Origin of the sequence: Rhodococcus sp. DN22 (assembly GCF_036669995.1) — a bacterium.
GTDB lineage: Bacteria > Actinomycetota > Actinomycetes > Mycobacteriales > Mycobacteriaceae > Rhodococcus_F > Rhodococcus_F erythropolis.
The window spans coordinates 5,771,573-5,793,431 of sequence record NZ_CP133326.1; the positions used below are offsets into that span (position 1 = coordinate 5,771,573).

23 protein-coding genes are annotated in these 21,859 nt (G+C 62.6%); 8 read left to right on the forward strand and 15 right to left on the reverse strand.

What is annotated here, in order from left to right:
* Nucleotides 1-40: 40 nt before the first annotated feature.
* A complete protein-coding gene (locus tag RA302_RS26635; protein ID WP_030536028.1) occupies nucleotides 41-745 on the reverse strand; it encodes a type 1 glutamine amidotransferase in 705 nt (234 codons plus the stop codon).
* A 131-nt stretch (nucleotides 746-876) separates the two neighbouring features.
* Here RA302_RS26635 and RA302_RS26640 point away from each other — a divergent pair, with 131 nt between their 5' ends.
* From RA302_RS26640 to RA302_RS26665, 6 genes are all read left to right on the forward strand, one after another.
* Complete coding sequence (locus RA302_RS26640; RefSeq protein WP_030536029.1) at nucleotides 877-1,380, forward strand: PASTA domain-containing protein; 504 nt, start codon at nucleotides 877-879, stop codon at nucleotides 1,378-1,380.
* A 129-nt stretch (nucleotides 1,381-1,509) separates the two neighbouring features.
* Nucleotides 1,510-2,286 (forward strand): amino acid racemase, encoded by a 777-nt coding sequence (locus RA302_RS26645; RefSeq protein ID WP_230587515.1) that lies wholly within the window; start codon nucleotides 1,510-1,512, stop codon nucleotides 2,284-2,286.
* Between the two features lie 36 nt (nucleotides 2,287-2,322).
* Nucleotides 2,323-3,006 (forward strand): GntR family transcriptional regulator, encoded by a 684-nt coding sequence (locus RA302_RS26650; RefSeq protein WP_030536031.1) that lies wholly within the window; start codon nucleotides 2,323-2,325, stop codon nucleotides 3,004-3,006.
* Nucleotides 3,007-3,067: 61 nt separating this feature from the next.
* Nucleotides 3,068-3,445 carry a metalloregulator ArsR/SmtB family transcription factor gene (locus tag RA302_RS26655; RefSeq protein WP_003942971.1) on the forward strand — a complete coding sequence of 126 codons (378 nt, stop codon included), beginning with the start codon at nucleotides 3,068-3,070 and terminating at the stop codon, nucleotides 3,443-3,445.
* Nucleotides 3,442-4,038: an SRPBCC domain-containing protein gene (locus RA302_RS26660; RefSeq protein ID WP_003942993.1), complete on the forward strand. Its 597-nt coding sequence runs from the start codon at nucleotides 3,442-3,444 to the stop codon at nucleotides 4,036-4,038. Before RA302_RS26655 ends, RA302_RS26660 begins: the two co-directional genes overlap by 4 nt.
* 133 nt (nucleotides 4,039-4,171) lie before the next feature.
* Nucleotides 4,172-6,211, forward strand: a complete 2,040-nt coding sequence (locus RA302_RS26665; RefSeq protein WP_030536032.1) for a YhgE/Pip domain-containing protein — start codon at nucleotides 4,172-4,174, stop codon at nucleotides 6,209-6,211.
* Between the two features lie 6 nt (nucleotides 6,212-6,217).
* On the opposite strand, the gene RA302_RS26670 is transcribed toward RA302_RS26665, so the two are convergent.
* The 12 genes from RA302_RS26670 to RA302_RS26725 all read right to left on the reverse strand — a co-directional run bounded on the left by RA302_RS26670 (nucleotide 6,218) and on the right by RA302_RS26725 (nucleotide 18,432).
* Complete coding sequence (locus tag RA302_RS26670) at nucleotides 6,218-7,417, reverse strand: DUF4185 domain-containing protein (protein WP_030536033.1); 1,200 nt, start codon at nucleotides 7,415-7,417, stop codon at nucleotides 6,218-6,220.
* A 173-nt stretch (nucleotides 7,418-7,590) separates the two neighbouring features.
* On the reverse strand, nucleotides 7,591-8,376 hold the full coding sequence (locus RA302_RS26675; RefSeq protein WP_030536034.1) for a RhlG family 3-oxoacyl-ACP reductase: 786 nt from the start codon (nucleotides 8,374-8,376) through the stop codon (nucleotides 7,591-7,593).
* A complete protein-coding gene (locus RA302_RS26680; RefSeq protein ID WP_003943187.1) occupies nucleotides 8,373-9,572 on the reverse strand; it encodes an acetyl-CoA C-acyltransferase in 1,200 nt (399 codons plus the stop codon). Before RA302_RS26680 ends, RA302_RS26675 begins: the two co-directional genes overlap by 4 nt.
* A 79-nt stretch (nucleotides 9,573-9,651) precedes the next feature.
* Nucleotides 9,652-10,635: an NADPH:quinone oxidoreductase family protein gene (locus RA302_RS26685; protein WP_003943088.1), complete on the reverse strand. Its 984-nt coding sequence runs from the start codon at nucleotides 10,633-10,635 to the stop codon at nucleotides 9,652-9,654.
* A 31-nt stretch (nucleotides 10,636-10,666) separates the two neighbouring features.
* Complete coding sequence (locus RA302_RS26690; protein WP_030536035.1) at nucleotides 10,667-11,764, reverse strand: acyl-CoA dehydrogenase family protein; 1,098 nt, start codon at nucleotides 11,762-11,764, stop codon at nucleotides 10,667-10,669.
* On the reverse strand, nucleotides 11,761-12,954 hold the full coding sequence (locus tag RA302_RS26695; RefSeq protein WP_030536036.1) for an acyl-CoA dehydrogenase family protein: 1,194 nt from the start codon (nucleotides 12,952-12,954) through the stop codon (nucleotides 11,761-11,763). The genes RA302_RS26690 and RA302_RS26695 overlap by 4 nt, the downstream gene beginning before the upstream one ends.
* 34 nt (nucleotides 12,955-12,988) lie before the next feature.
* Complete coding sequence (gene fabG, locus RA302_RS26700; protein WP_020909429.1) at nucleotides 12,989-13,747, reverse strand: 3-oxoacyl-ACP reductase FabG; 759 nt, start codon at nucleotides 13,745-13,747, stop codon at nucleotides 12,989-12,991.
* 45 nt (nucleotides 13,748-13,792) lie between these two features.
* Entirely contained in the window at nucleotides 13,793-14,827 is a 1,035-nt protein-coding gene (locus tag RA302_RS26705) for a phosphotransferase family protein (RefSeq protein ID WP_030536037.1), read from the reverse strand.
* Nucleotides 14,820-15,602 (reverse strand): SDR family oxidoreductase, encoded by a 783-nt coding sequence (locus tag RA302_RS26710; RefSeq protein ID WP_007730827.1) that lies wholly within the window; start codon nucleotides 15,600-15,602, stop codon nucleotides 14,820-14,822. Before RA302_RS26710 ends, RA302_RS26705 begins: the two co-directional genes overlap by 8 nt.
* A 1-nt stretch (nucleotide 15,603) precedes the next feature.
* Nucleotides 15,604-16,824 carry an acyl-CoA dehydrogenase family protein gene (locus RA302_RS26715; RefSeq protein ID WP_019745701.1) on the reverse strand — a complete coding sequence of 407 codons (1,221 nt, stop codon included), beginning with the start codon at nucleotides 16,822-16,824 and terminating at the stop codon, nucleotides 15,604-15,606.
* The gene (locus RA302_RS26720; protein ID WP_030536038.1) at nucleotides 16,811-17,614 is read right to left on the reverse strand and encodes an enoyl-CoA hydratase-related protein; all 804 of its coding nucleotides are present in this window, start codon (nucleotides 17,612-17,614) and stop codon (nucleotides 16,811-16,813) included. Before RA302_RS26720 ends, RA302_RS26715 begins: the two co-directional genes overlap by 14 nt.
* Complete coding sequence (locus RA302_RS26725; protein WP_003942864.1) at nucleotides 17,611-18,432, reverse strand: SDR family oxidoreductase; 822 nt, start codon at nucleotides 18,430-18,432, stop codon at nucleotides 17,611-17,613. Before RA302_RS26725 ends, RA302_RS26720 begins: the two co-directional genes overlap by 4 nt.
* Nucleotides 18,433-18,589: 157 nt before the next feature.
* Between RA302_RS26725 and RA302_RS26730 the strand changes: the two genes are divergently transcribed.
* Complete coding sequence (locus tag RA302_RS26730; RefSeq protein WP_003942878.1) at nucleotides 18,590-19,066, forward strand: MaoC family dehydratase; 477 nt, start codon at nucleotides 18,590-18,592, stop codon at nucleotides 19,064-19,066.
* Between the two features lie 73 nt (nucleotides 19,067-19,139).
* Here RA302_RS26730 and RA302_RS26735 read toward each other — a convergent pair whose 3' ends face one another.
* Nucleotides 19,140-19,820, reverse strand: a complete 681-nt coding sequence (locus RA302_RS26735; protein WP_030536039.1) for a TetR/AcrR family transcriptional regulator — start codon at nucleotides 19,818-19,820, stop codon at nucleotides 19,140-19,142.
* A gap of 137 nt (nucleotides 19,821-19,957) precedes the next feature.
* On the opposite strand from RA302_RS26735, the gene RA302_RS26740 reads away from it, so the two are divergent.
* Entirely contained in the window at nucleotides 19,958-21,460 is a 1,503-nt protein-coding gene (locus RA302_RS26740; RefSeq protein ID WP_030536040.1) for an AMP-binding protein, read from the forward strand.
* Between the two features lie 74 nt (nucleotides 21,461-21,534).
* Here RA302_RS26740 and RA302_RS26745 read toward each other — a convergent pair whose 3' ends face one another.
* Nucleotides 21,535-21,822, reverse strand: coding sequence for a putative quinol monooxygenase (locus RA302_RS26745; protein WP_007730819.1), 288 nt, complete (start codon nucleotides 21,820-21,822; stop codon nucleotides 21,535-21,537).
* Between the last annotated feature and the right edge of the window lie 37 nt (nucleotides 21,823-21,859).

Genomic DNA, 21,859 nt, shown 5'->3' on the forward strand with positions numbered 1-21,859 from the left:
CAAGGTAACAGGTAAATCGGTCAATCAGGACAAAACGGGCTTATTCGGTGGAGATGGATTTCAACCATTTCTCCATCACGGCTGCGGCAATCTCGAGTCCCTGCGACTCGGCTGCACTCAACTGCTGCATGAAGATGCGCGGACCGTCCGCTCCCAGCGAAGCATGCAGCGAATCGCGGTACTCGGCCAGTTCCATCCACTCGCGCGCCACCGCGGAGGACGCTTCGAGGTGAAACTGAACGGCGTAACTCTGCTTGTATCGGAAGAGTTGATTCGGATACTTGGCTGAACCAGCGAGCCGCACCGCGCCGTTCGGAATGTCGAAGGTATCCGAATGCCATTGCATTGCAGGAAATGTGGAGGGCAGATCTCCCCACACGGGATCTTGCCGGCCCTCGACAGTCAAGGTGATCTCCTCAACTCCGACTTCAGGCACAGCGCCCGTGTAGACGCGAGCACCCAGCGCCGCGGCGAGCAACTGCGAACCCAGACACACTCCCCACACCGGGACGTCGCTCTCGACCAGATCGCGAATGTATTCGATCTCGGATGCCAACCACTCGACCTCGCCCTGATCGCCGACGCCCATCGGCCCGCCCATCACGATCACGGCGTCGAACCGTCGATGTGCCGGAAGCGGGTCGGTGCCCAGAAGAACAGTCTGCACGTCTCCGTAGCTCTCCAGGACAGGCGAATACGCCGCTGGGGGTTCACACTGCGCGTGTCGTAGTTCCAGAAAATGCATGTAGGCAATTCCTCTCGAATCCGGTGCCGAAAGCCTATGGTTCTATTCGACATAAGGCACATCGACGGCGTCGGATGTGCTCTGCGCTCGAATCTCCGCTTTCATCGCCCCTTTACCGACAAGGAACGTCTGTGCGCGCACCACACCTCTTTTCGACATCGATTCGCCCGCCCTCAACTGCCGTTCGCATCGGACTCAGCGCATTCGCCTTGGCGTCACTTGCCGCGTGCTCAGGAACAAGCACCGACAGCGAGGCCGAATCAACATCCACCGCGACCACCACTGCAACCTCGACAACTCAACCCACGACGACTCAGGCTCCATTGACCACCTCGGTGATCGGTACGACGAATTCTCCACTGGCCACGACCCCAGTCGCCGCGGAAGTGACGCCCGCTGCAGCTCCCGCGGTCATGCCCAACGTCGTGTGCATGAATCTTCAAGACGCACAGGACACCATTCAGTCGGCCGGAGTCTTCTTCTCCAGAAGTGCTGACGCAACCGGCGCGGGTCGACGCCAACTGGTCGATTCCAACTGGATTGTCGTCGATCAGACACCCTCTGCCGGAAGTCCTTTCGGGGAAATCGAAGCCGTGCTCTCGGCCGTGAAGATCGGCGAACCGAACCCCTGCTGATCGGCTGAGTTCTCGAACTTCGCAATTCCGGGAACACTGCGCCTTACTTGACAACTACCTCCGACCTCCTTCACTGTAGTCAACATTACGAGTATCCAATATATTGGATGCGAAAGGTTGGATTGCAACATGAAGGTGCCACGAATACGGCAGAGCGCCAGCTCTCCGGCGTCCATGAGCGACCCCGTCATCGGAATACTCGGAGGCATGGGGCCCGCCGCTACTGCCGACTTCTACTCCAAACTCGTTGCGCTGACACCAGGTTCGACGGATCAGGAGCACCCCAAAGTTGTCATCTGGGCCGATCCCACCGTTCCCGACCGGACATTGGCACTCACCGAGAACGGCCCTGACCCCACCCCCTGGCTGATCCGCGGTGCGCGCGTTCTCCGAGAGTCGGGCGCGACGACGCTCGCCATCCCATGCAATACCGCCCACGCCTTCCTGCCCGCCATCTCGTCCCAACTGGGACTTCCCGTCGTCCACATGATCGACGAAGTCACTCGGCACATCCGGACGCTCTCACCCGCCGTCACATCCGTCGGACTATTGGCCACCACGGGGACGGTCCGCACCGGGTTGTATCAACAATGGCTGTCGGAATACTCGATCGACGTCCTGGTGCCCGGACCTGCGATCCAGGACGAACTGGTGATGCCGGCGATCCGAGCAATCAAGAGCGGCAACGTCGAAGACGAGACCACCGACAAGCTCGTCAGGGCCGCTGATCTTCTCGTCGAATCGGGCGCGCAGGTCGTCGTGGCCGGATGCACCGAGATTCCGCTCGGACTGCCCGCCGACGCCACAACCTGTCAGATCATCGATCCGGCAACAATTCTCGCCCGCGCTCTGCTCCGGCGGGTTGCAGATGCCCGGAGACACCCTTCGATGGTCGTTTCGGGCTGACCTGCAGCGGGGAGGCTGCAGAGTACGATATCCAGTATGTTGCGTGGCGGTAAACCGGTTGAGCGAGCACGAATGAGCGACATCGCTCTCGAACGCATTCGCGAAGCGATCGTCACCGGTGAACTGGCGCCGGGCTCGAAGATCAAGGACAGCGAACTCGCCGAGTATCTGGGACTGAGCAGAACTCCGGTCCGCGAAGCGCTCGCAAGGCTTGTCGACACCGGACTCGTGGAAGCGAAACCCGGTGCGTACACGCGCATCACCACCCTCGACCGCGGCGACGTCGAGGCAACACTCGCAGTCATCGAAGCTCTCGACCAACTGGCCGTCGTCACCGCTGTACCGAATCTCACCGACGAGATGATCGGGGCGATGCGTTCGGCCAACAAGGACTTCGCTGCCGCCGTCAAGCGAAACGACATAGGCCGAGCCCTGACCGCTGACGATCGCCTACACAGCGTCATCATCGATGCTGCGGCGAATCCGCTGTTGAAGAAGCTGATCCACCAAGTGCACCCACAAATTCACCGCATCTACTACCGCAAGTTCTCGAGCCTCCTCGGGAGCCAGGACTCCGTCGATCATCACAACAGGCTGATCAAGCTGTGCGCAGACCACGATGCCGAGTCGGCAGCGACGCTGTCAGCCGAACATCGACGCCATCTCGGCGGGCTGATCGGCGAACTTTTCGACGCCGACGAGTTCGCGCTCTCGGACTGACCGAGTCCGGGTACAAGTTTCGGCGCTTGCCTATATTGGTCATTGCCGATATAAATGACTGGTGCATGCATTCGACGTTCTCGGAGACCCAGTGCGGCGACGAATCATGGAACTCCTGTCCGGCGGCGAGCGCTCGGCGGGTCAGATCGCCGAAGTCGTGGCAGCGGAGTTCGGAATCTCGCAACCGACCGCGTCCGGACACCTGCGAGTACTCCGAGAAAACGGATTCGCCACCGTCCGCAGTGAAGGCACCAGGCGTCTCTATGCCGTCGAGCCCGCGCCATTGCAAGAAGTGGACCAATGGCTCGACGGATTCCGGCAGTTCTGGAGCGGCCCTCTCGACGCATTGGCCACAGAACTCGCACGCGGGAAACGACGCGGCTCGAAGCGGAGCAGATCTTCACAATCGAATTCTTCCGACGAAGGAGACTCACAATGACCGAGATCGCGAACCAGGACACCAGCCTCACCGCGGTGGAGCGGAGCATGGGTAACCGCGACATCGCAGAAGGTTCGGCTCGAACTGCCGTACTCAAGCGCCGCTACAACGCGTCGGTCGACGACGTCTGGGACGCCATCACGACCCCTGACCGCATCAACCGCTTCTTCCTCCCGGTGAGCGGAAACTTCCAGGTGGGCGGCTCGTACGCCTTCGAAGGCCAGGCAAGTGGCGAGATCCTGGCCTGCGACGCCCCACACCTGCTGCGACTGCAGTGGACACCGCCCGGCGATCGTGGATACAGCGATCAGGTCGAGATCCGGCTGACTGCCGACGGCCCCGACGCCACCTGGCTCGAGTTGGAGCACGCCTCCGTCGCCGATGTCTTCCGTAACGACCCGGACACCGGCTGCTACGGCGTCGGAACCGGCTGGGAAGGCCCACTTCACTACCTGGGCGAATACTTGCGCGGCACTCTCCCTGATGCGCCGAGCACCGAGTGGTACACCTTCGACGAAGCAGAGGAGCTTCGTCTGGCCAACTTCCGAGGGTGGGAGTGGGCAAAGATCGAGGCAGAGCACGGCGGCCGATAACGCCCAATTCTTCGAAAACGGTCACAGGATGGCCGTTTGCTTTGTATCGTGACCGAGCTGGACGTATGTCCAGCAGTTTTGGTGGCTCCCTTTCGTGCCACACCTGCTTCGGTCCACGAGAAGAGAGCTCCACATGGCGCCACAACCCGTAGTCGACAACGCGGCCACGACGCGACGCACGCACATCATCCGGACAGTTCTCGCTGTCCTCGTCATCGCACCGCTGTCGATTGCGGCGTTCTACATGTGGGCACTGTGGGATCCGGGCGACACGGTCAACCGCTTGCCCGTCGCCATCGTCAACGCCGATGCGGGCACAGAACTCGACGGAACACGTCTGCAAGCCGGCGATGAAGTTGTTGCCGCGCTCGTCGAGAGCGGAGACGTTGCATGGAAGGTCGTCTCGGAACAGGAAGCCGCCGACGGCGTCAACGACGGCACCTATTACTTCTCGGTCGTCATTCCGAAAACTTTCAGCGCGGATGTGGCCAGTGCCGCATCGGGTTCGGGCCGCAAGGCCGAACTCGACGTCTTGTACAACGACTACAACAGTCTGGTCGCCGGCCCGGTCGGTGAAAGCATCATCGCTCAGGTGCGCTCGGCGGTCTCCGAGTCGATCGGCGAGCAGTCCATCGACCAGGTGCTGGTCGGGTTGGGTGAACTCGGAACAGGATTCGGTGAAGCAGCAGCAGGAGCGCAACAGCTGTCCGATGGATCCTCCGAAGCGCTTGCCGGAACCAACGAGCTCTACGCTGGAAGCAAGGAACTCGCCACCGGCATGGGCGAAGCAAATCAGGGCGGCAAGGAGCTGGCCGCCGGAGCCGGCGAGCTGGCTGCCGGAGCTCGCGAAGCTGCTGCAGGCTCGGGCGAGCTGAGCAGCGGACTCAACCAGTTGGTCGGGGGCACCGACGAACTCGGCGCAGGCGCCCGACAGATCAGCGAAGTGGTCGACATGGTCACCACCCCGGTACTCGACCTCGCGGGGTCCTCGGACGCCGTCGTCGGTCAGATCGACGCCCTCACGTCGATGCTTCGAAACTCGGCCGATCCGGTCTCCGCCGGACTCGTCGAAGCCCTGGGTGGACTGCGGGCTTCCCTGACTGCACAACCGTCGGACGACGACGTGATCGGTCAGCTCGGTCAGCTTCGCGACGGCGCGCGGGAAATCTCGCGGCAGCTCACTGATCCGAGCAGCGACTACCGTGGTGGGCTCCTTGCCGCCGCGGCCGGTGCAGGTGAACTCAACACCGGCCTGGGCCAACTGTCCGACGGTGCAGGCCAACTCGCTACCGGTGCACAGGAACTCTCCACCGGGCTGGGGCAGTTGGACACTGGAAGTATTGCGCTCCGTGACGGTCTCGGGCAGCTATCGGCCGGCGTCGGCGAGCTCGACGCGGGCAGCGCGGAACTCGCCACCGGTTTGTCCGACGGTGCCGCCCAGGTACCGCAGTTCACGGACGACGAGCGCGCCACCACGGCCAATCTCCTCTCCTCCCCGGTTGCCGTCGACGCGCGGAACAACTATCCCGCAGCCGGTTTCGGGCCGGGAGCCGTCCCTGCCGTGATCTCGGTGGCACTGTTCCTGTGCGGAATTCTCACGTGGTTCGTCGTCCGCCCACGACGCGGACGTTCACTGAACTCGCACACCAGCGTGGTACGTGAGGGGCTGCGCCGCTACCGCATTCCCGCCCTGGTCACCTTGGTCGCGGCGCTCGTGTTGTCGGTGGTGTCACTGACCGTGGCAAACGTCGAACCACCTAGTGTTCTGGCGATGATCGCAGTGATGATCCTGGTGGGTGCCGCCGCGGTCAGCTCGGGCAGGCTCTTCACCGTTGTGTTCGGTGCCGTCAACGGAACCTTCATCGCTCTGGGCGCCTTGATGATTCAGATCTTCGCCTTCGGCGCGGTATACCCCATCGAACAGATGCCGACGGTTCTGCAGTGGCTGCACGCTCTGATGCCACTCACGTGGGCGCGCAACGCCATGCGCATGGTCCTTGTCGGATACTACGGCCCGAAATTCTGGGTGGCGGTAATCGCTCTGGCTGCCTTGGTGATCGGAGCCGTCCTGTTCACCATCTGGTGGCGCCGCCGACAAGAACCGCCGACCGACGCCGATGACGACGCGCCGATCACCGAGGAGATCGTGTACCTCCAGCAAACGCAAGCGTGAGCCGGATCAGCGAACGAGCGTCGTACGCATCAACATGACGTTGTAGTCGGCCCACGTGGTGGCAAGGAAGTACAGATCCGAACCACTGGACCACGGGTGGATGTATGCGGCGTAGATACCGGGAACCTCGACCAGATTGACCAGTGTCTCCGGTGCCGTCCACGGACCGACCGGACTGGGAGCGGTTCGCATCACGATCGAACTGAACGCATCGGCGTACATCGCCACGAACTTGCCGAGGAACTCGTTGTACTGAACTGAGATCTCCCCGATGCGGCCGTCCATGACGGGTACGGCCGCAGCGGGATCGGCAAGGATCCAGCCGTTTCCGTTCCAGTACTCGTAGGCGGAAAGATCGAGGATCGCCCCCTCGGGCACGCGAGAAAGTCGAACCTCGCCGGATCGTCCCGCGGGGGTTCCGTAGTTGTAGACGAACCCGCCGTCCTTCACCATCGAGCTCATCTGGAAGTTCTCGCTACCGGCGACGGGGGCGACACCCGCGGGAAGAACCCCACCGATGTTGGGGCGCAGAGTTTCCGGACGAGTGGTCCACGTTTCGCCGTTGTCCAAGGAGGTGGCAATCTGCGAGTAGTTCGTGCTCCACTGCCCGGCCTCGCCCCAGTTACGCACCGACATGTAGCTCAGATACTGCACACCGTTCACTGTGATGCCGCTCGTGGGGATGCTGGAGGCCTCGACACCCGGAATCTTCAGACCGGAAATGATCTCACGCGCCTGACCTGTGCCGTCCATCGGCGCACTGTCGATGCGCATACCGTCGGCCAGTACCCGATCCGAGCTGCGGAAGAGTACATTGCTTCGCCACTCGCCCACCAAACCGTCGCAGCCGGGGTTACGACTGAGCCCGGTGGTATCGCCGAAAGCGGTCAGAATCTGCCCCGCACCGTTGTCCCACATGATGCCCAGGTCGGTACCCAGGACATTGAAGCGATCAACGGTCTTGTTTGGACTGTATGTCCCGGTGACCTTTTCGATCGCGGCAGTACGACCGGACAGACCTGGCAACCCTCCGGTGTTGCCGTTGAGCCACGGTGCCGCATTGGCCGGACCACCGCTACTACCGACGCCACTGACTCCGACGCATCCCGGCGCAGCCATCGCCGGCGAAGCCACCACCGTGACGGCAGCAGCTGCCAGAGCAGCAACTACCCCGAACACCCCCAACGATCTCCCCGCGCGAAACATGACTCCCCCAAGGCCGGGATTGTTGGTGTTGTCGTCGTCGTTCCCCCCGAACCTCGGATAATCTAGCAACTGCAGTCACAGACAACCCAATCAGACAAAGGGACGAAAAGGCCTGAAAGTCATAGTAGTTCAGACTTTCAGGCCTTTTGGGACAGAGGAGATCGGTCAGTAGGTCAGCGCGCTCCGCTCGCACCGCCGTCGAGTGGAATCACCGCGCCGGTCAGATAAGCCCCGGCACGTGAAGCCAGGAAGATGGCAAGACCTGCGGCATCCTGGGGAGTTCCGACCCGGCCCAACGGGACCGAGTCCGCCACAGCCTTTGCACTCTGTTCGTCCTCGAGGAGGAATGCCATCATCTTCGACGGGAACGGGCCCGGCGCAATGGCATTGACCGTGATCTGTTCCCCCGCAAGCGTTGCCGCGAGCTTGCGCGTCAACATGTGCACCGCAGCCTTACTGGCTCCGTACGAGAAGTTCTCCGAACCCGACACCACGAGTCCGTCGATCGATCCGATATTGATCACGCGCGCGGGATCTTCCGCCGTGGCTGCAGACCGCAACTGCGGCAACAGCTTCTGCGTCAGGAGGAAGATTGCCTTGACATTGATGTCGAAAATCTTGTCGAAGCCTGCGGCCGGAAAATCGTCGACGGGAGCTCCCCACGTGGCACCGGCGTTGTTGACCAGTACGTCGAGCGTCGGCGAAACCTCGGCGACCTTCGCAGCGAGGCTCTCGACCCCCTCGTCCGTGGACAGATCGGCCGGATGCGAAATGCAGGTGCCGAACTCCGAAAGCTCTCGCGCGGCTTCGTCACAGGCTTCGGCTTTTCGGGCCGAAATGACGACCGTCGCTCCGCCTTCGACAAACCCGCGAGCGATCATGTATCCGATGCCGCGTGATCCACCGGTGACCACAACGGTCTTGCCACTGACGTCGAACAGTCCCTCGATCAAGCTCATGCGACCTCGAAAAGCCCGGCAGCACCCATACCGCCGCCGATGCACATGGTCACCACCACGAGCTTGGCTCCGCGCCGTTTTCCTTCAAGAAGAGCATGGCCGACCAGACGAGCCCCCGTCATTCCGTACGGATGGCCGACGGAGATACCGCCGCCGTCGACGTTGTACTTCTCGGGATCGATCCCGAGCTTGTCGCGGCAGTACAGGGCCTGAGAGGCGAAGGCCTCGTTGAGTTCCCAGAGATCGATGTCGTCGACCTTCAGCCCATGAAGATCCAGCAGACGCGGAATCGCGAACACCGGTCCGATGCCCATCTCGTCGGGAGCGCAACCCGCGACAGCCATGCCACGGTAGATACCGAGAGGAGCCAACCCGCGGCGTTGCGCCTCGCCTGCCTCCATCAGCACCGACGCCGAAGCGCCGTCGGAGAGCTGAGACGAGTTGCCCGCAGTAATGGACGAATGAGCACTGACAGTCCCGTCGGCCAGAACCGGTCGCAGACTCGACAGCCCTTCCAACGTGGTGGAAGCGCGGTTGCCTTCGTCGCGGGTCAGCGTCACGGACTCGCTGCGGATCTCACCGGTCTCCTTGTCCTGCACCTGCTTGATCGAGGGCAGCGGGACGATCTCGAGATCGAACCGACCTGCGTCCTGGGCCGCTGCGGTCCGCTGCTGGGAGACGAGCGCGAACTCGTCCTGCTGCTCGCGGGTGACTCCGTAGCGCTCGGCGACGATCTCGGCCGTGTGCAGCATCGGCATGTAGATCGACGGCTTGTTTTCCTTCAGCCACGGATCAGCCGCGCGGAAGTTGTTCATGTGATCGTTCTGGACCAACGAGATCGATTCGACTCCGCCGCCGACCGCGATCTGCATTCCGTCGTCCACGATCTGCTTTGCTGCGGTCGCGATGGCCATGAGCCCGGACGAGCACTGACGATCGATCGTCATTCCGGACACCGAGTCCGGAAGCCCGGCCCGCAGTACCGCTTGCCGCGCGACGTTGCCGCCGGAAGAGCCCTGCTGCAGCGCGGCGCCGAGGATGACGTCCTCGACCTCGCCGCCCTCGAGGCCCGCGCGCTGAACTGCATTCGAAATGGCATGTGCAGCAAGCTCTTGAGCCTGAGTGTTGTTGAACGCGCCGCGGTACGCCTTACCGATCGGGGTACGGGCGGTGGAAACGATGACAGCTTGCCTCATCGGGGAATCCTTTCGTCGAACACGAAGTGCTGTGCGCCTTTATTAACCGCCGGGGGTTAATAAAGGCGCACAGCAAGAATCAGGGCTGGAACACGACGCGACCGACCGTGGTGCCGTCGCCGAGGCGACCGATACCGTCGGCAACGTCCGTCAACGACAACCGCTCACTGATCAGTGGTTTGACCAAGCCGGCATCGGCGAGCCTGGTGAGCTCGACGTGGCAGTCGTCGATGGCCTGCTGGTTGTAGGCCTTGTACAGCCCCCAGTGCAGTCCGATGATCGAATAGTTCTTGATGAGAGCGTGATTGAGTGCCGGCTGCGGGATCGTGCCACCGGCGAAGCCGATGATGACGATCCGTCCCTCGAAGGCGATGCACTTGGTGGACTTCGCGTATGCGTCGCCGCCGACCGGATCGAAGACCACGTCGGCGCCCTTGCCGCCGGTGAACTCCTTGACCGCTGCCACGAAGTCCTCACTGTGACGGTCTACGACGAGGTCTGCGCCGAGCTTGCGCGCGTACTCGGCCTTGTCCGGGCCGCCGACGACACCGATCACCTTGGCGCCTGCCGCCTTGCCGAGTTGCACTGCCGCACTACCGACACCACCCGCAGCAGCGTGGACCAACAATGTCTCACCCTCGAGCAGTTGGGTGCGGCGATGCAGAGCGAACCACGCTGTCTGATAGCCGATGCTCAGAGCGGATGCTTCCGCGTCGTCGAGAGCCGACGGCGCCGGGAACGTGTTGTTCTGATCCAGTACCGAGTACTCGGCGAATCCGCCGGACGGCAGACTCGGATTACCGATCACCCGGTCCCCCACTGCGAATTTGGTCACCGATTCACCGACCGAGACCACTTCACCACACAGTTCGACACCGGGTGTGAAGGGCAGCGGCGGCTTGATCTGGTACTCACCCCGGCACATGAGGACGTCGGGGAAGTTGGCCGGAGCCGCCAGCACCTTGACCAACATCTCCGTCGCATTCGGGGTGGGATCCGCGGTCTCCTCCAACGCGAGCACATCGCGGGGTTGACCGAGTTCGTTGACGCGCCAAGCCTTCACAGCAATTCTCCAGACAGATAGTGGGTGAGTTTCAGGACGAGATCGGGAGGTCGACCAACTCGGCGAGGCGTGCCCGATGCTGATACGCGGTTCCCAGCGACAGCTGATCGCTCTTCGCCCGTTTGAGGTACAGGTGCGCCGGATACTCCCACGTCATTCCGATACCACCATGAAGTTGGACGCACTCCTCCGCAGCATGAACCGCGACGCCGCTGCAGAATGCCTGGGCCACCGCCGCTGCGATCGCCGCATCGGCGTCGCCGCGTGCATAGGTGTCCGCCGCATAGCGTGCTGCCGCGCCCGAAGAGCTGACTTCGAGCCAGAGATCGGCGAGGCGGTGCTTGATCGCCTGGTACGAACCGATCGCCCGGCCGAACTGCTTGCGCTCCTTCACATACGCGAGAGTCGTTTCGAGGCACCACTGAGCTACAGCGAACTGTTCGGACGCCAGAAGTGCGCTTCCGCAGAGCAACGCTTCCTCAACCGCTTGCGCCGCATTGCCGCTGTCGACACGGACCGACGACGAACCCGAGAACTCGACGTCCGCCAATCGGCGCGTCATGTCCAGGGACAGAACCGGCGTGACGGTAGCGTCGGCGATCCGAACGGTATGCAGCTCCAGGCCGCTCTCACCGGCAACCGGAACAACAAGAACATCGGACTCGGCGACGCCGGCAACCGTCGTGACGCTGCCGACGAGTCCACTCGCCGTTGCCTTGACAGTAGGTGTGAAAGTTCCTGGTGCAGTGGACAACGGGACGACCAGAGCAGCCGTCGAATCCCCCGCTGCCAATTGACCGAGCACCTCGGTCTCGCCGGCCTTCAGCAACGCCGTCGTCGCCAGCACCGCGCTGGTGAAGAACGGAACGGGAGCGACCGCACGTCCGATCTCCTCCATCACGACCGCCGCCTCACGCGTCGACGCACCTGCCCCGCCCAACTCCTCGGGTACCAGCAGTCCCGCCAAACCGAGTTCCGACGCCAGCGACTTCCACAGCCCGGTGAAGTCGGCGGACACGTCGTCGTACGCCGTGACCACGGTGTCGGCGCCGGCCCGCTCGCTCAGCAGTCGTCTGACGCTGGCTCGCAGATCTTGTTCGGTCTCGGAGTACAGCAGATCGGCGCTCATCGGGGTAGGTCCTTCCAGGCGATGTCCTTGTCGACGCGATGCTCGGGTGGCAACCCGAGTACACGTTCTGCGATGACGTTGCGCAGGATCTCCGACGTTCCGCCCTCGATCGAATTGCCCTTGGCTCGCAGGTACCGGTATCCGGGTTCACGCCCGGTGAAGTCGACGGAATCCGGTCGACGCAGTGTCCAGTCGTCGTAGCGCAGACCGGCTTCGCCGTGCAGTTCGAGGTCGAATCCAGAAATCTGCTGGGCCAAACCGGCAAACGCGAGCTTCATTCCCGAGCCTTCGGGGCCGGGCTGGCCGGCGGCGAGCTGCTGGCGCAGTCGCTCACCGGTCAGACGCGCAACTTCGGATTCGGTCCAGAGTCGCATCAACTCGTCGTGCATCGCCGGGTTACGCAGCTCGGGCTCGTCACGCCAGGCCTGAGCGACCTTTCCGATCATGCCTCCCTCACGCGGTGCGCCCGAACCGATGGCAACACGCTCGTTGTTCAGGGTGGTGGTCGCAACCTTCCACCCCTGGCCTTCGGCTCCGAGGCGATTGGCGTCCGGAATCCTGACGTCCGTGAGGAATACCTCGTTGAATTCGGCCTCGCCGGTGATCTGACGCAGCGGCCGGACATCGACGCCCGGATCGGTCATGTCGCAGATGAAGTAGCTCAGACCCGCATGCTTGGAACGTGACGGATCGGTCCTGGCCACGAGAATCGCCAGCTGCGCATTCTGCGCGCCCGACGTCCATACCTTCTGCCCGTTGACTATCCAGTCGTCGCCGTCGCGGACGGCGCGGGTAGCGACGGCCGCGAGGTCCGAACCTGCGCCCGGTTCACTGAACAGCTGGCAGTAGACCGTCTCCGCAGTCCACAACGGGCGCAGGAACTTCTGCTTCTGCTCCTCGGTGCCGAAGGCAGCGATGGTCGGTGCCGCCATGCCCAGTCCGATCCCGTTCTTGCCGGTGGCCGGGCCCGGTGCACCGGCGGCCTCCAGCTGAGCGTTCACCTGACGCTGAAAGCTCTGCGGTACACCGAGTCCCCCATGACCTTCGGGGAAATGAACCCACGCCAGTCCGGCGTCGAATCGTGCGCCGAGGAAGTCCGATACCGACACGCTGTTCGGATCGTTCTCCGCGAGAAGCGTGTTCACCTTGTCGGTGAGATCACGCGATACTGCCTCTTCGTCGAAAGCCATGCCCATTCCTTCGGTTCGAGCGGTGAGCGGACGGTCAGTCCTTCGGTCCACCGGCGACGTAGACGACCTGACCGGAAACAAAGCCTGCGCCTTCGCTGACAAAGAACGACGCGGTGTGCGCGATGTCCTCGGGCTGTCCGACGCGATTGACCGGAATCTGCGAAGCGGCAGCGGTCTTGAAGTCCTCGAAGCCGACGCCCATGCGCTCGGCCGTTGCGGCGGTCATCTCGGTTTCGATGAATCCGGGGGCAATAGCGTTCGCGGTCACGCCGAACTTGCCCAGCTCGAAGGCCAATGTCTTGGTGAAGCCCTGCATTCCGGCCTTCGCCGCGGAGTAGTTGACCTGTCCGCGGTTGCCGAGAGCCGACGTGCTCGAGAGGTTCACGATGCGGCCGAACTTCGCTTCCACCATGTACTTCTGCACCGCACGCGACATGAGGAACGCTCCGCGCAGGTGGACGTTCATCACCGAATCCCACTCGGCAACGCTCATCTTGAACAGAAGGTTGTCGCGAGTGATGCCGGCATTGTTGATCAGCACGGTAGGTGCACCCAGTTCTGCGGCAACACGATCCACTGCTGCAGCGACCGAAGCCTCGTCGGAGACGTCAGCGCCGACGGCCAGTGCCTGTCCGCCTGCGGCCTTGATCGCGTCGACGGTTCCGGCACACGCCGCTTCGTCGAGGTCGAGCACGGCGACGGCAAAACCGTCTTCCGACAGTCGCTTCGCTACTGCCGCACCGATTCCGCGTGCTGCACCCGTGACAATTGCGGTTCTACGTTCCTGGCTCACTGGCCCTCCATACTTTCGTGATTCGACGGACACCGGACGATCTCGTCAGATCCCGGCCTGATCTGCAATTTCCCTGGCTTTGGCGACCAAGGCGTCAATACGTTCCACGGTGGGAGTTCCGCTCTCGGCGGCATTCTGCGGTTCGTCGCGGGCGCGACGCATCACGCCCTCGGCGATCACGGCAATCTTCCACAGTCCCAACGTGTGCCAGAACTTCAGCGCAGCAGGGTCCCGTCCGGTGGCCTCGAGATAGATCCGGGAGATCTCCTCTCGCGAGGGGAATCCCGGGAGTGCCGACGCCGGGAAATCGCCGCCGGTATTCTCACCAGCCGCCGGCCAGTACGCCAACAAGCTTCCGACGTCCGCCAACGGATCACCGAGTGTGCACAGTTCCCAGTCGAGGGCCGCGACAACTTCGCCGTTGCTCGCCGAGGTGATCACATTGCGTAGGTGAAAGTCGCCGTGCACCAACGTGGTTTCCGTGTGATCCGGCTGGGCTGCAATCAGGCGTCGGGTGAGATCGTCGAGATCAGGGCATTCCCGCGTCTTCGACTGTTCCCATTGACCTCCCCAACGCTTCAACTGCCGTGCAGCGTAGGGCTTGTGGCTTGCCAGGTCGTCGAGACCGGCCTGCTCGAGGTCGACGGCGTGTATCTTCGCCAGCGTCTGAGCGAGCGAGATTCCGATTGCCCGGCGACGATCTTCCGACAACGCCTCCGCAAGAGGCATTCGGTCCACCACTTCGCCGTCCACGAATTCCATGAGGAGCAGCGGAACTTCGGTGACGGCAGGATCCTCGGTCAACCCGAATACTCGCGGCGAAGGCACGTCGGTGGATTCGAGAGCGCTCAGGATTCGAGCCTCACGCGCCACGTCGTGAGCCGAGGCCAGCAGATGCCCCAGCGGTGGGCGTCGTAGCACCCAGCGATTGCCGTCGTGATCGCGAACCAGGTACGTGAGATTCGATTGTCCCAAGCCGATTCGATCGAAGGACAACGGCCCGGAAAAGTCGATCCCCAGGCCTGCGATCCACCCGGTGACCGCTTCGGTATCGAGTCCCACTACTCCGACGCTAGCCACCGACGGACGCTCCCTGCCGGAACGGGAGTGCGTCACCCAACAACTGGCCACCGTCGATGGTCATGATCTCACCGGTGATCCACTGGGCTGCATCCGAAACCAGGAAGGCAATGGCAGCGGCCACGTCCTCGGGTTCACCGATGCGTCCGAGAGCAGTCGACGCGGACACCGCTTCTTCGTGTTCTTTCCACAGAGCTTCGGCGAGTTTGGTTCTCACCACTCCCGGCGCAACGGCGTTGACACGAATCTTCGGTGACAACTCGAGCGCCAACTGCTTGGTGATGTGGATCAGAGCAGCCTTCGACGCGTTGTACGTACCGATTCCCGCCTCGAACGCCATGCCGCCGATCGAAGCGGTGTTGACCACGGAACCACCGTGCTCGCCCATCCAGGCCCGCGCTGCGAGGCCGGTCCACAGGACTGGAGCCCACACGTTGACGTCGAAAGTCTTGGCGAAGCGCGAGTGATCCTGGTTGATGATCGGCCCGAACGACGGGTTGGTGCCCGCGTTGTTCACCAAGATGTCGAGACTGCCGAAACGCTCGATCGTCTGCTCGACGCACTTGCGTGCAGCATCCTCGTCCGTCGCGTGAGCGCCGACGCCGATCGCGTTGCCGTTCACCTGCGCGGCAGCCGCATCTGCGGATTCCTGTGAGCGCGAAGTCAGTACGACGTTTCCGCCCGCCGCCGCAATCGCCTGCGCGGTCGCGAGGCCGATGCCCCGCGATGCGCCTGTGACGATGGCCGTCTTACCGGTGAGATCCAGTCCTGCCATGTCAGTTCGCCTTGACTTCGCGGTACTTGCGCAGTTCCTGCTTGGCGATGGCGCGCTTGTGCACCTCGTCCGGGCCGTCGGCCAGGCGAAGGGTGCGCATGTGGGCGTAAGCCATCGCGAGCGGGAAGTCGTCGGTGACGCCGCCACCGCCGTGAACCTGGATGGCGCGGTCGATGATCTTGAGCGCGATGTTCGGTGCCGCAACCTTGATGGCTGCGATCTCGGTGCGCGCTTCCTTGTTGCCCACCGTATCCATCATGTGTGCGGCCTTGAGTGTGAGGAGTCGAACCATCTCGATGTCGATACGAGCCTCGGCGATCCAGTCCTGGATATTCGCGTTGTCACTGACGGGCTTCCCGAAGGTGATGCGGGTGGATGCGCGCTTGCACATCAGTTCCAGTGCGCGCTCGGCCATTCCGATTGCACGCATGCAGTGGTGGATGCGGCCGGGGCCGAGGCGCGCCTGGCTGATCGCGAATCCTTCACCCTCACCGGCGAGAATGTCCTTGGCCGGGACGCGCACGTCCTCGAAAGTGATCTCGCCGTGTCCTTCGCGGTCCTGGTAGCCGAAAACCGGCAGGTTGCGCAGGATCGTGACGCCGGGAGCATCGATCGGCACGACCATCATCGACTGCTGACGGTGGGTGGCGGCATTGAAGTCGGTCTTACCCATGACGATCAGAACCTTGCAGTTCTGGTGCAAGGCGTTGGAAGCGAACCACTTACGGCCGTTCAGCACGTACTCGTCGCCGTCACGGTCCATACGGAGCTGGATGTTGGTGGCGTCGGAGCTGGCAACCTCGGGCTCGGTCATCGCGAAAGCGGAACGAATTTCGCCTTCGAGAAGCGGCTTGAGGTACTTCTCCTTGTGCTCGTCGGTGCCGAAGAGCGTGAGCACCTCCATGTTTCCCGTGTCCGGAGCGGCGCAGTTGGTGGCCTCGGAGGCCAGGTGGCTGCGGCCCATGATCTCCGCGAGCGGTGCGTATTCCAGGTTGGTCAGGCCGGGGCCCCATTCGGGATGGGGATGGAAGAGGTTCCACAGCCCGCGGGCCTTGGCTTCCTTCTTCAAGTCGTCGATGATCGGCGGCTGAAAGTGCGGGTTACCGGACTCACGCATCTGCTCTTCGTAGACCGCTTCGGCCGGGTAAACGTGCTTGTCCATGAAATCGAGCAGTTCGGCCTGGTACTTCTTGGTGCGATCCGAGAACTCAAACACTGACATGTGAACTCCTGACAGAGAGGGAAGGAAAATTGGGGGCTCGATGTTCGAGATGGCTGTTGACACCCTCGACGACATCCGGGCCGTGAAATGCGTTCAGCATCAGCGATTCCGCACGCCTGGCGGAATCGGTGAAGGTCGAGTGCGCGTCGGCACTCATCTGAGATTTGATGACGGAGAGGGACGTCGGCGAGCAGTTCGCCGCGATGTCCTCGGCGTAAGCAATCGCCGCATCCAGAACGTCACCGCCGGTGACCAGGTGGTCGACCAGACCGATGCGGTACGCCTCGTCGGCGTCCACCATCCGGCTGGAAAGCAGAAGATCGACTGCTCGACTGTGCCCGACCAAGCGGGGCAACATCCAGGAGATGCCGTACTCCGCAATCAGGCCTCGACGCGCGAACGCGGTAGTGAATCGTGTTGCGCTCGAACCGAAACGAACGTCGCAGTACAGAGCCTCGACCATTCCGAGCCCGGCAGCGACGCCGTTGACGGCGGCGATCAGCGGCTTGCGGATGGTGGTCGGGAAATGACGGTCTCGCGGCCGGACAAGATCACTTTCGGAGACTTCGCCGACGTTCTTCAAATTGCCGAGGTCAGCCCCCGAGCAGAATCCTCGGCCGGAGCCGGTGACAACAATTGCTCGGACACTGGGATCTTCGTCTGCCACGGCCAGAAAGTCGTAGTACTGATCTTCGAGCTCGTTGGTCCACGCGTTGAGAACGCGGGGCCGATTGAATGTCAGAACCAGCACCGCTCCTCTCTGCTCGGAGAGGACGAGTTCCTCGGTCATCGTGTTCCCGCGAGGAGCGACGCCTGGTACCGGCGCATCCCGCGCAGCCAACGGTCGTAGTCGGCGCCCTTCTGCCGGTACATGTCCAGCACGTTCTTGTGCGGAAGGATGAGAAATTCTTCGGCATCCACTGCCGCAAGAACGATTTCGGCGCATTCGGCAGGCTCGAGAACATTGCCTGCCGCAAGCACGGCTCCGGTTGCGGCCTTGCCGACCGGATCGCCGGAGTTCTCACCTTCGTAGAGAAGCTTGGTGTTGACGCCCATCGGACACAGGCAACTGACGCGAACACCCTGATCTCCGTAGGTGATCGAGAGCCACTCGGCAAACGCGACCGCGGCATGTTTGGTCACCGAGTACGCGGCGGACCCGACCTGACTGAGCAAGCCGGCCGCAGAGGCCGTGCTGATGAAGTAGCCCTCCCCGCGCTCCGTCCAGCCGGGGACGAGGAGCCTGGCAGCGCGAATGTGGGCGCGAACGTTGACGTCGATCGTCGTGTCCCAGACGTCTTCACTGATGTCGAGGCCCATGCCACCGGTAACGCCGGCATTGGCGAAGTAGAGGTCGACCGGGCCGAATTCCTTTTCCGCCTGCGCGATCAGGCCCGCAATGACCGTCTCGTCGGAGACGTCGCCACCGGCAGACACGGCCGCTCCGGGACGCTCCGCGTTGATCGCCTCTGCTACTGCCGAAGCTGCTGCCCCGTCCAGGTCAGCCACTACGACGCGAGCACCCTCGGCAGCCAGTCGCTCGGCCAGTGCACCGCCGATTCCCCCGCCGCCACCGGTGACAATTGCTACCTTCTGGGCAACCTTCATGAGCGATTCCTCTCGCTTGCGTCATACCTACGCGCTGACAGTGATCCACGTCTCCCCTCATGTATAGTTGAATCCGGCGTCAGTTTCAACCGTCGAATCGCGACGGTCACCCGAACGGCCCGTTCCGTCCTCCTGAACTGCGAGTAAAGGGATAACGATGACTGAAAACCAATTGCCCGTCCGCCCGTCCACCTTCGCCGAGCTCGAGAAGCTCATCGGCCAGGAACTTGGCCCGACGGAGTGGTACGACATCACCCAGGAGCGCATCAACGCGTTCGCCGAAGCCACAAACGATCATCAGTGGATTCATGTCGACCCGGAACGAGCCGCATCGAGCCCGCTCGGCAGCACGATCGCGCACGGACTCTTCAGCCTCTCACTGGGACCCCAGTTCTCCTACCAACTCATCCACTTCGACGGCTTCGCCCACAGCCTCAATTACGGCTACGACAAGGTTCGCTTCCCCGCTCCCGTTCCCGTGGGATCCCGGGTCCGCATGCGCGCAACCGTCGTGTCCGCGGAGCAGTTGCCCGGCGGAATCCAAGTGAAGATGAGCCAGGTGGTCGAGCGCGAGGGTTCCGACAAGCCCGTCGTGGTCGCCGAATCCGTCGCTCGCGTCGTCGAAAAGAGCTGAACCGAAAAGAGCTGAACCGAGACTGGGACGCCCGGCCGCTCGAACATCGATGCAGCCGGGGCGGCCCACCTCGTCAGAGACGGTCGGGGAACTTCAGAGCGTTCGCCCACAGATCGGTCACAGTGGCGACAATCTGATCGAACTCCGGTGAACGCCCGTCCACCTCACCCTCACGAAGGGTGAACAGACTGTAGGCGAGTCGACTCACCATGCCGGACAGAGCAATCGACGCCGTCATCGGATCCAGCGTCGTGTCCGCGATGCCGCGGGACTGCAGATCTGCAATCCCGCGGGCATTACGGCGTATGAACGCATTGGCACGCTCGCTGCGGAACTTCCGGAACTCCGGGTCGATGTGAGCAACCTGCTCCATGAGCCCCATCAACTTCGCATTGCGTTGATACGCGGCCAGATACGCTCGATTACTTGCCTCGAGCACGGCGTACGGATCGTCCGCGCTCGCAACGCGTCCCATGCCCGGGTGCATCATGTCGTCTCGCGCAACCTCGAGGACGGCGGCGAACACCTCTTCCTTGTTCGCGAAGTACGTGTAGAACGATCCCGTCGCGCAACCGGCTTCTTTTGCGATGTCGATCAAACGTGCATCGAGATAGCCACTGCGCTCGAAAACCTTACGGGCAGCAGCAATCAATGCCGCACGCGTGCGTGTCCCCCGCTCGGTTGTCGGTCGATCCCGGAGCAGCGCGGGCGGAGCCACCGGTAAGGCGGCAATTCGCGATTCGTCGTCGAGCACGGTGCGCTCCTCATCCTTCCGATCAACATCATTTTCGGGACAATCCCAGCAGACTCGATGTTGACGCCGGATTCAAGTGTACGCTCTGGTGAGACCCAGGACACACAATCGGTCGATTCCTCCCGAAAGGCAGAACCATGGTTAGCGTTCTCGACCCGGTGACCCGTCACGCGGAAGCCACTCCGGAAAATATTGCAATTCGCGGCACTGATAGTCATTGGACATACCGACAGCTTCACGACGCGTCTCTGGCGTTTGCCGGCCGCATTCGCGACGAAGGGTTGAGCATCGGCGACCGGGTTCTGCTCGCGGCGCCGTCGGTGCCTGAATTCATCGTGGCGTACATGGGGATTCAGGCTGCAGGTTGTGTCGTGGTGCCCATCAACACGATGTCGGCGCAACCCGAAGTCGAGTACGTACTGGACGACGCCGAGATTTCGCTGGCGATCGCCTGGCACCAGCTCGGTCCCGCAGTTCAGGATGCAGGGAGTGCGCGCGGCGTCCCGGTGTGGACGCTCACCGAAGAATCGGCGAAGGCCGACCATCCACCGGCAACGGTGGTCGACCGCGACACAGCGGACACCACGGCGATTCTCTACACCTCCGGTACCACCGGACGTCCGAAGGGCGCTCAGCTGACAGTCGGGAATCTGTTGTCTGCCGGTGAGATCGGCGCCGAGAGTAGCCGCGGAAATCCCTCGGACCGCACCGGTACCGGACTGCCGCTCTTTCACATCTTCGGCCAGGGTTCGGTCATGATGGCAACCTTCACCGGCGGCGGATCACTATCCCTGCTCGCCCGGTTCGACCCGGCCGCCATGCTCGATCTGGTGCGTCGGGACAAGCTCACCATCATGGCCGGCGTCCCCACCATGTGGAATGCCATGCTGCACGCCGCAGCCGACGTGGACAGCTCCGACTTCGAACAACTGCGGATCGCAATCTCCGGTGGCGCATCACTTCCCGGTGAAGTCGCTCGCGCCTTCGAAGCACGGTTCAACTGCACAATCCTCGAGGGCTACGGCCTGACCGAGACGAGCGCATTCGGAACTTTCAACAGCATCGACCGCGTCGCAAAGATCGGATACACCGGCCGCGCCGTACCGCGCACCGAGGTCGAGGTCCGTGATCACGACGGAAATGTCTGCCAGGCAGGCACAGTGGGCGAGGTATTCATCAAAGGACCGACGGTCATGAAGGGCTACTGGAAGCGCCCGGCCGACACGGCCGCCGTCCTGTCCGGCGACGGATGGTTCCGCACCGGAGACCTCGGCGAGACCGACGCCGACGGTGACCTTCGCATCGTCGACCGCGTCAAGGACCTCATTATCCGCGGTGGATACAACGTCTATCCAGGCGAGGTCGAAGAGGTGCTCTACCAGCACCCCGACATCATCGAGGCCGCGGTGATCGGTATACCCGACGACTACTACGGCGAGGAGGTTGCGGCGGTGGTGGCCGTGCGCCCAGGCTCCGACCTCGAAGCAGATGACGTCACCTCTTGGGCTCGGGAACGTCTGTCCGCCTACAAGATTCCGCGGGTGGTCCAGTTCATCGACGCGCTCCCGAAGGGTTCGACGGGAAAGATCCTCAAGCGATCGATCGACCGCACCGAACTCCGCGCCCAGAAGCAGAACTGAAAACACAGGTGAACCCCGGCGAGATTTCGCCGGGGTTCACCTGTCCTTGCGCTCAGAGTGCCCTGTCCATACGCTCAGAGTGCGTCGAAGTACTCGATCTGCGGGGCGCCTGCGAGGAAGGGCGCCATCGCCTTTCCCGCGGCCTGGAAATGCTCGGACGATCCATGGGCCTTGATCGCAGCACTGTCTTGATACAGCTCCATGAACTTGTACGAATTCGTATCCGTCTTCGAGCGGATCAGTTGATACAGAACCGTTCCGGGCTCTTCCGTGCGCACCTTCTCGGCAAGTTCGGCGACTACGGCTTCGAACTGTTCGCCGCTTCCGTCTTTGACGGTGATATCCGCGATGACAGCAATCATTCATTCCTCCAAAAGTGTTCCAGCAGTATTCGAGTGT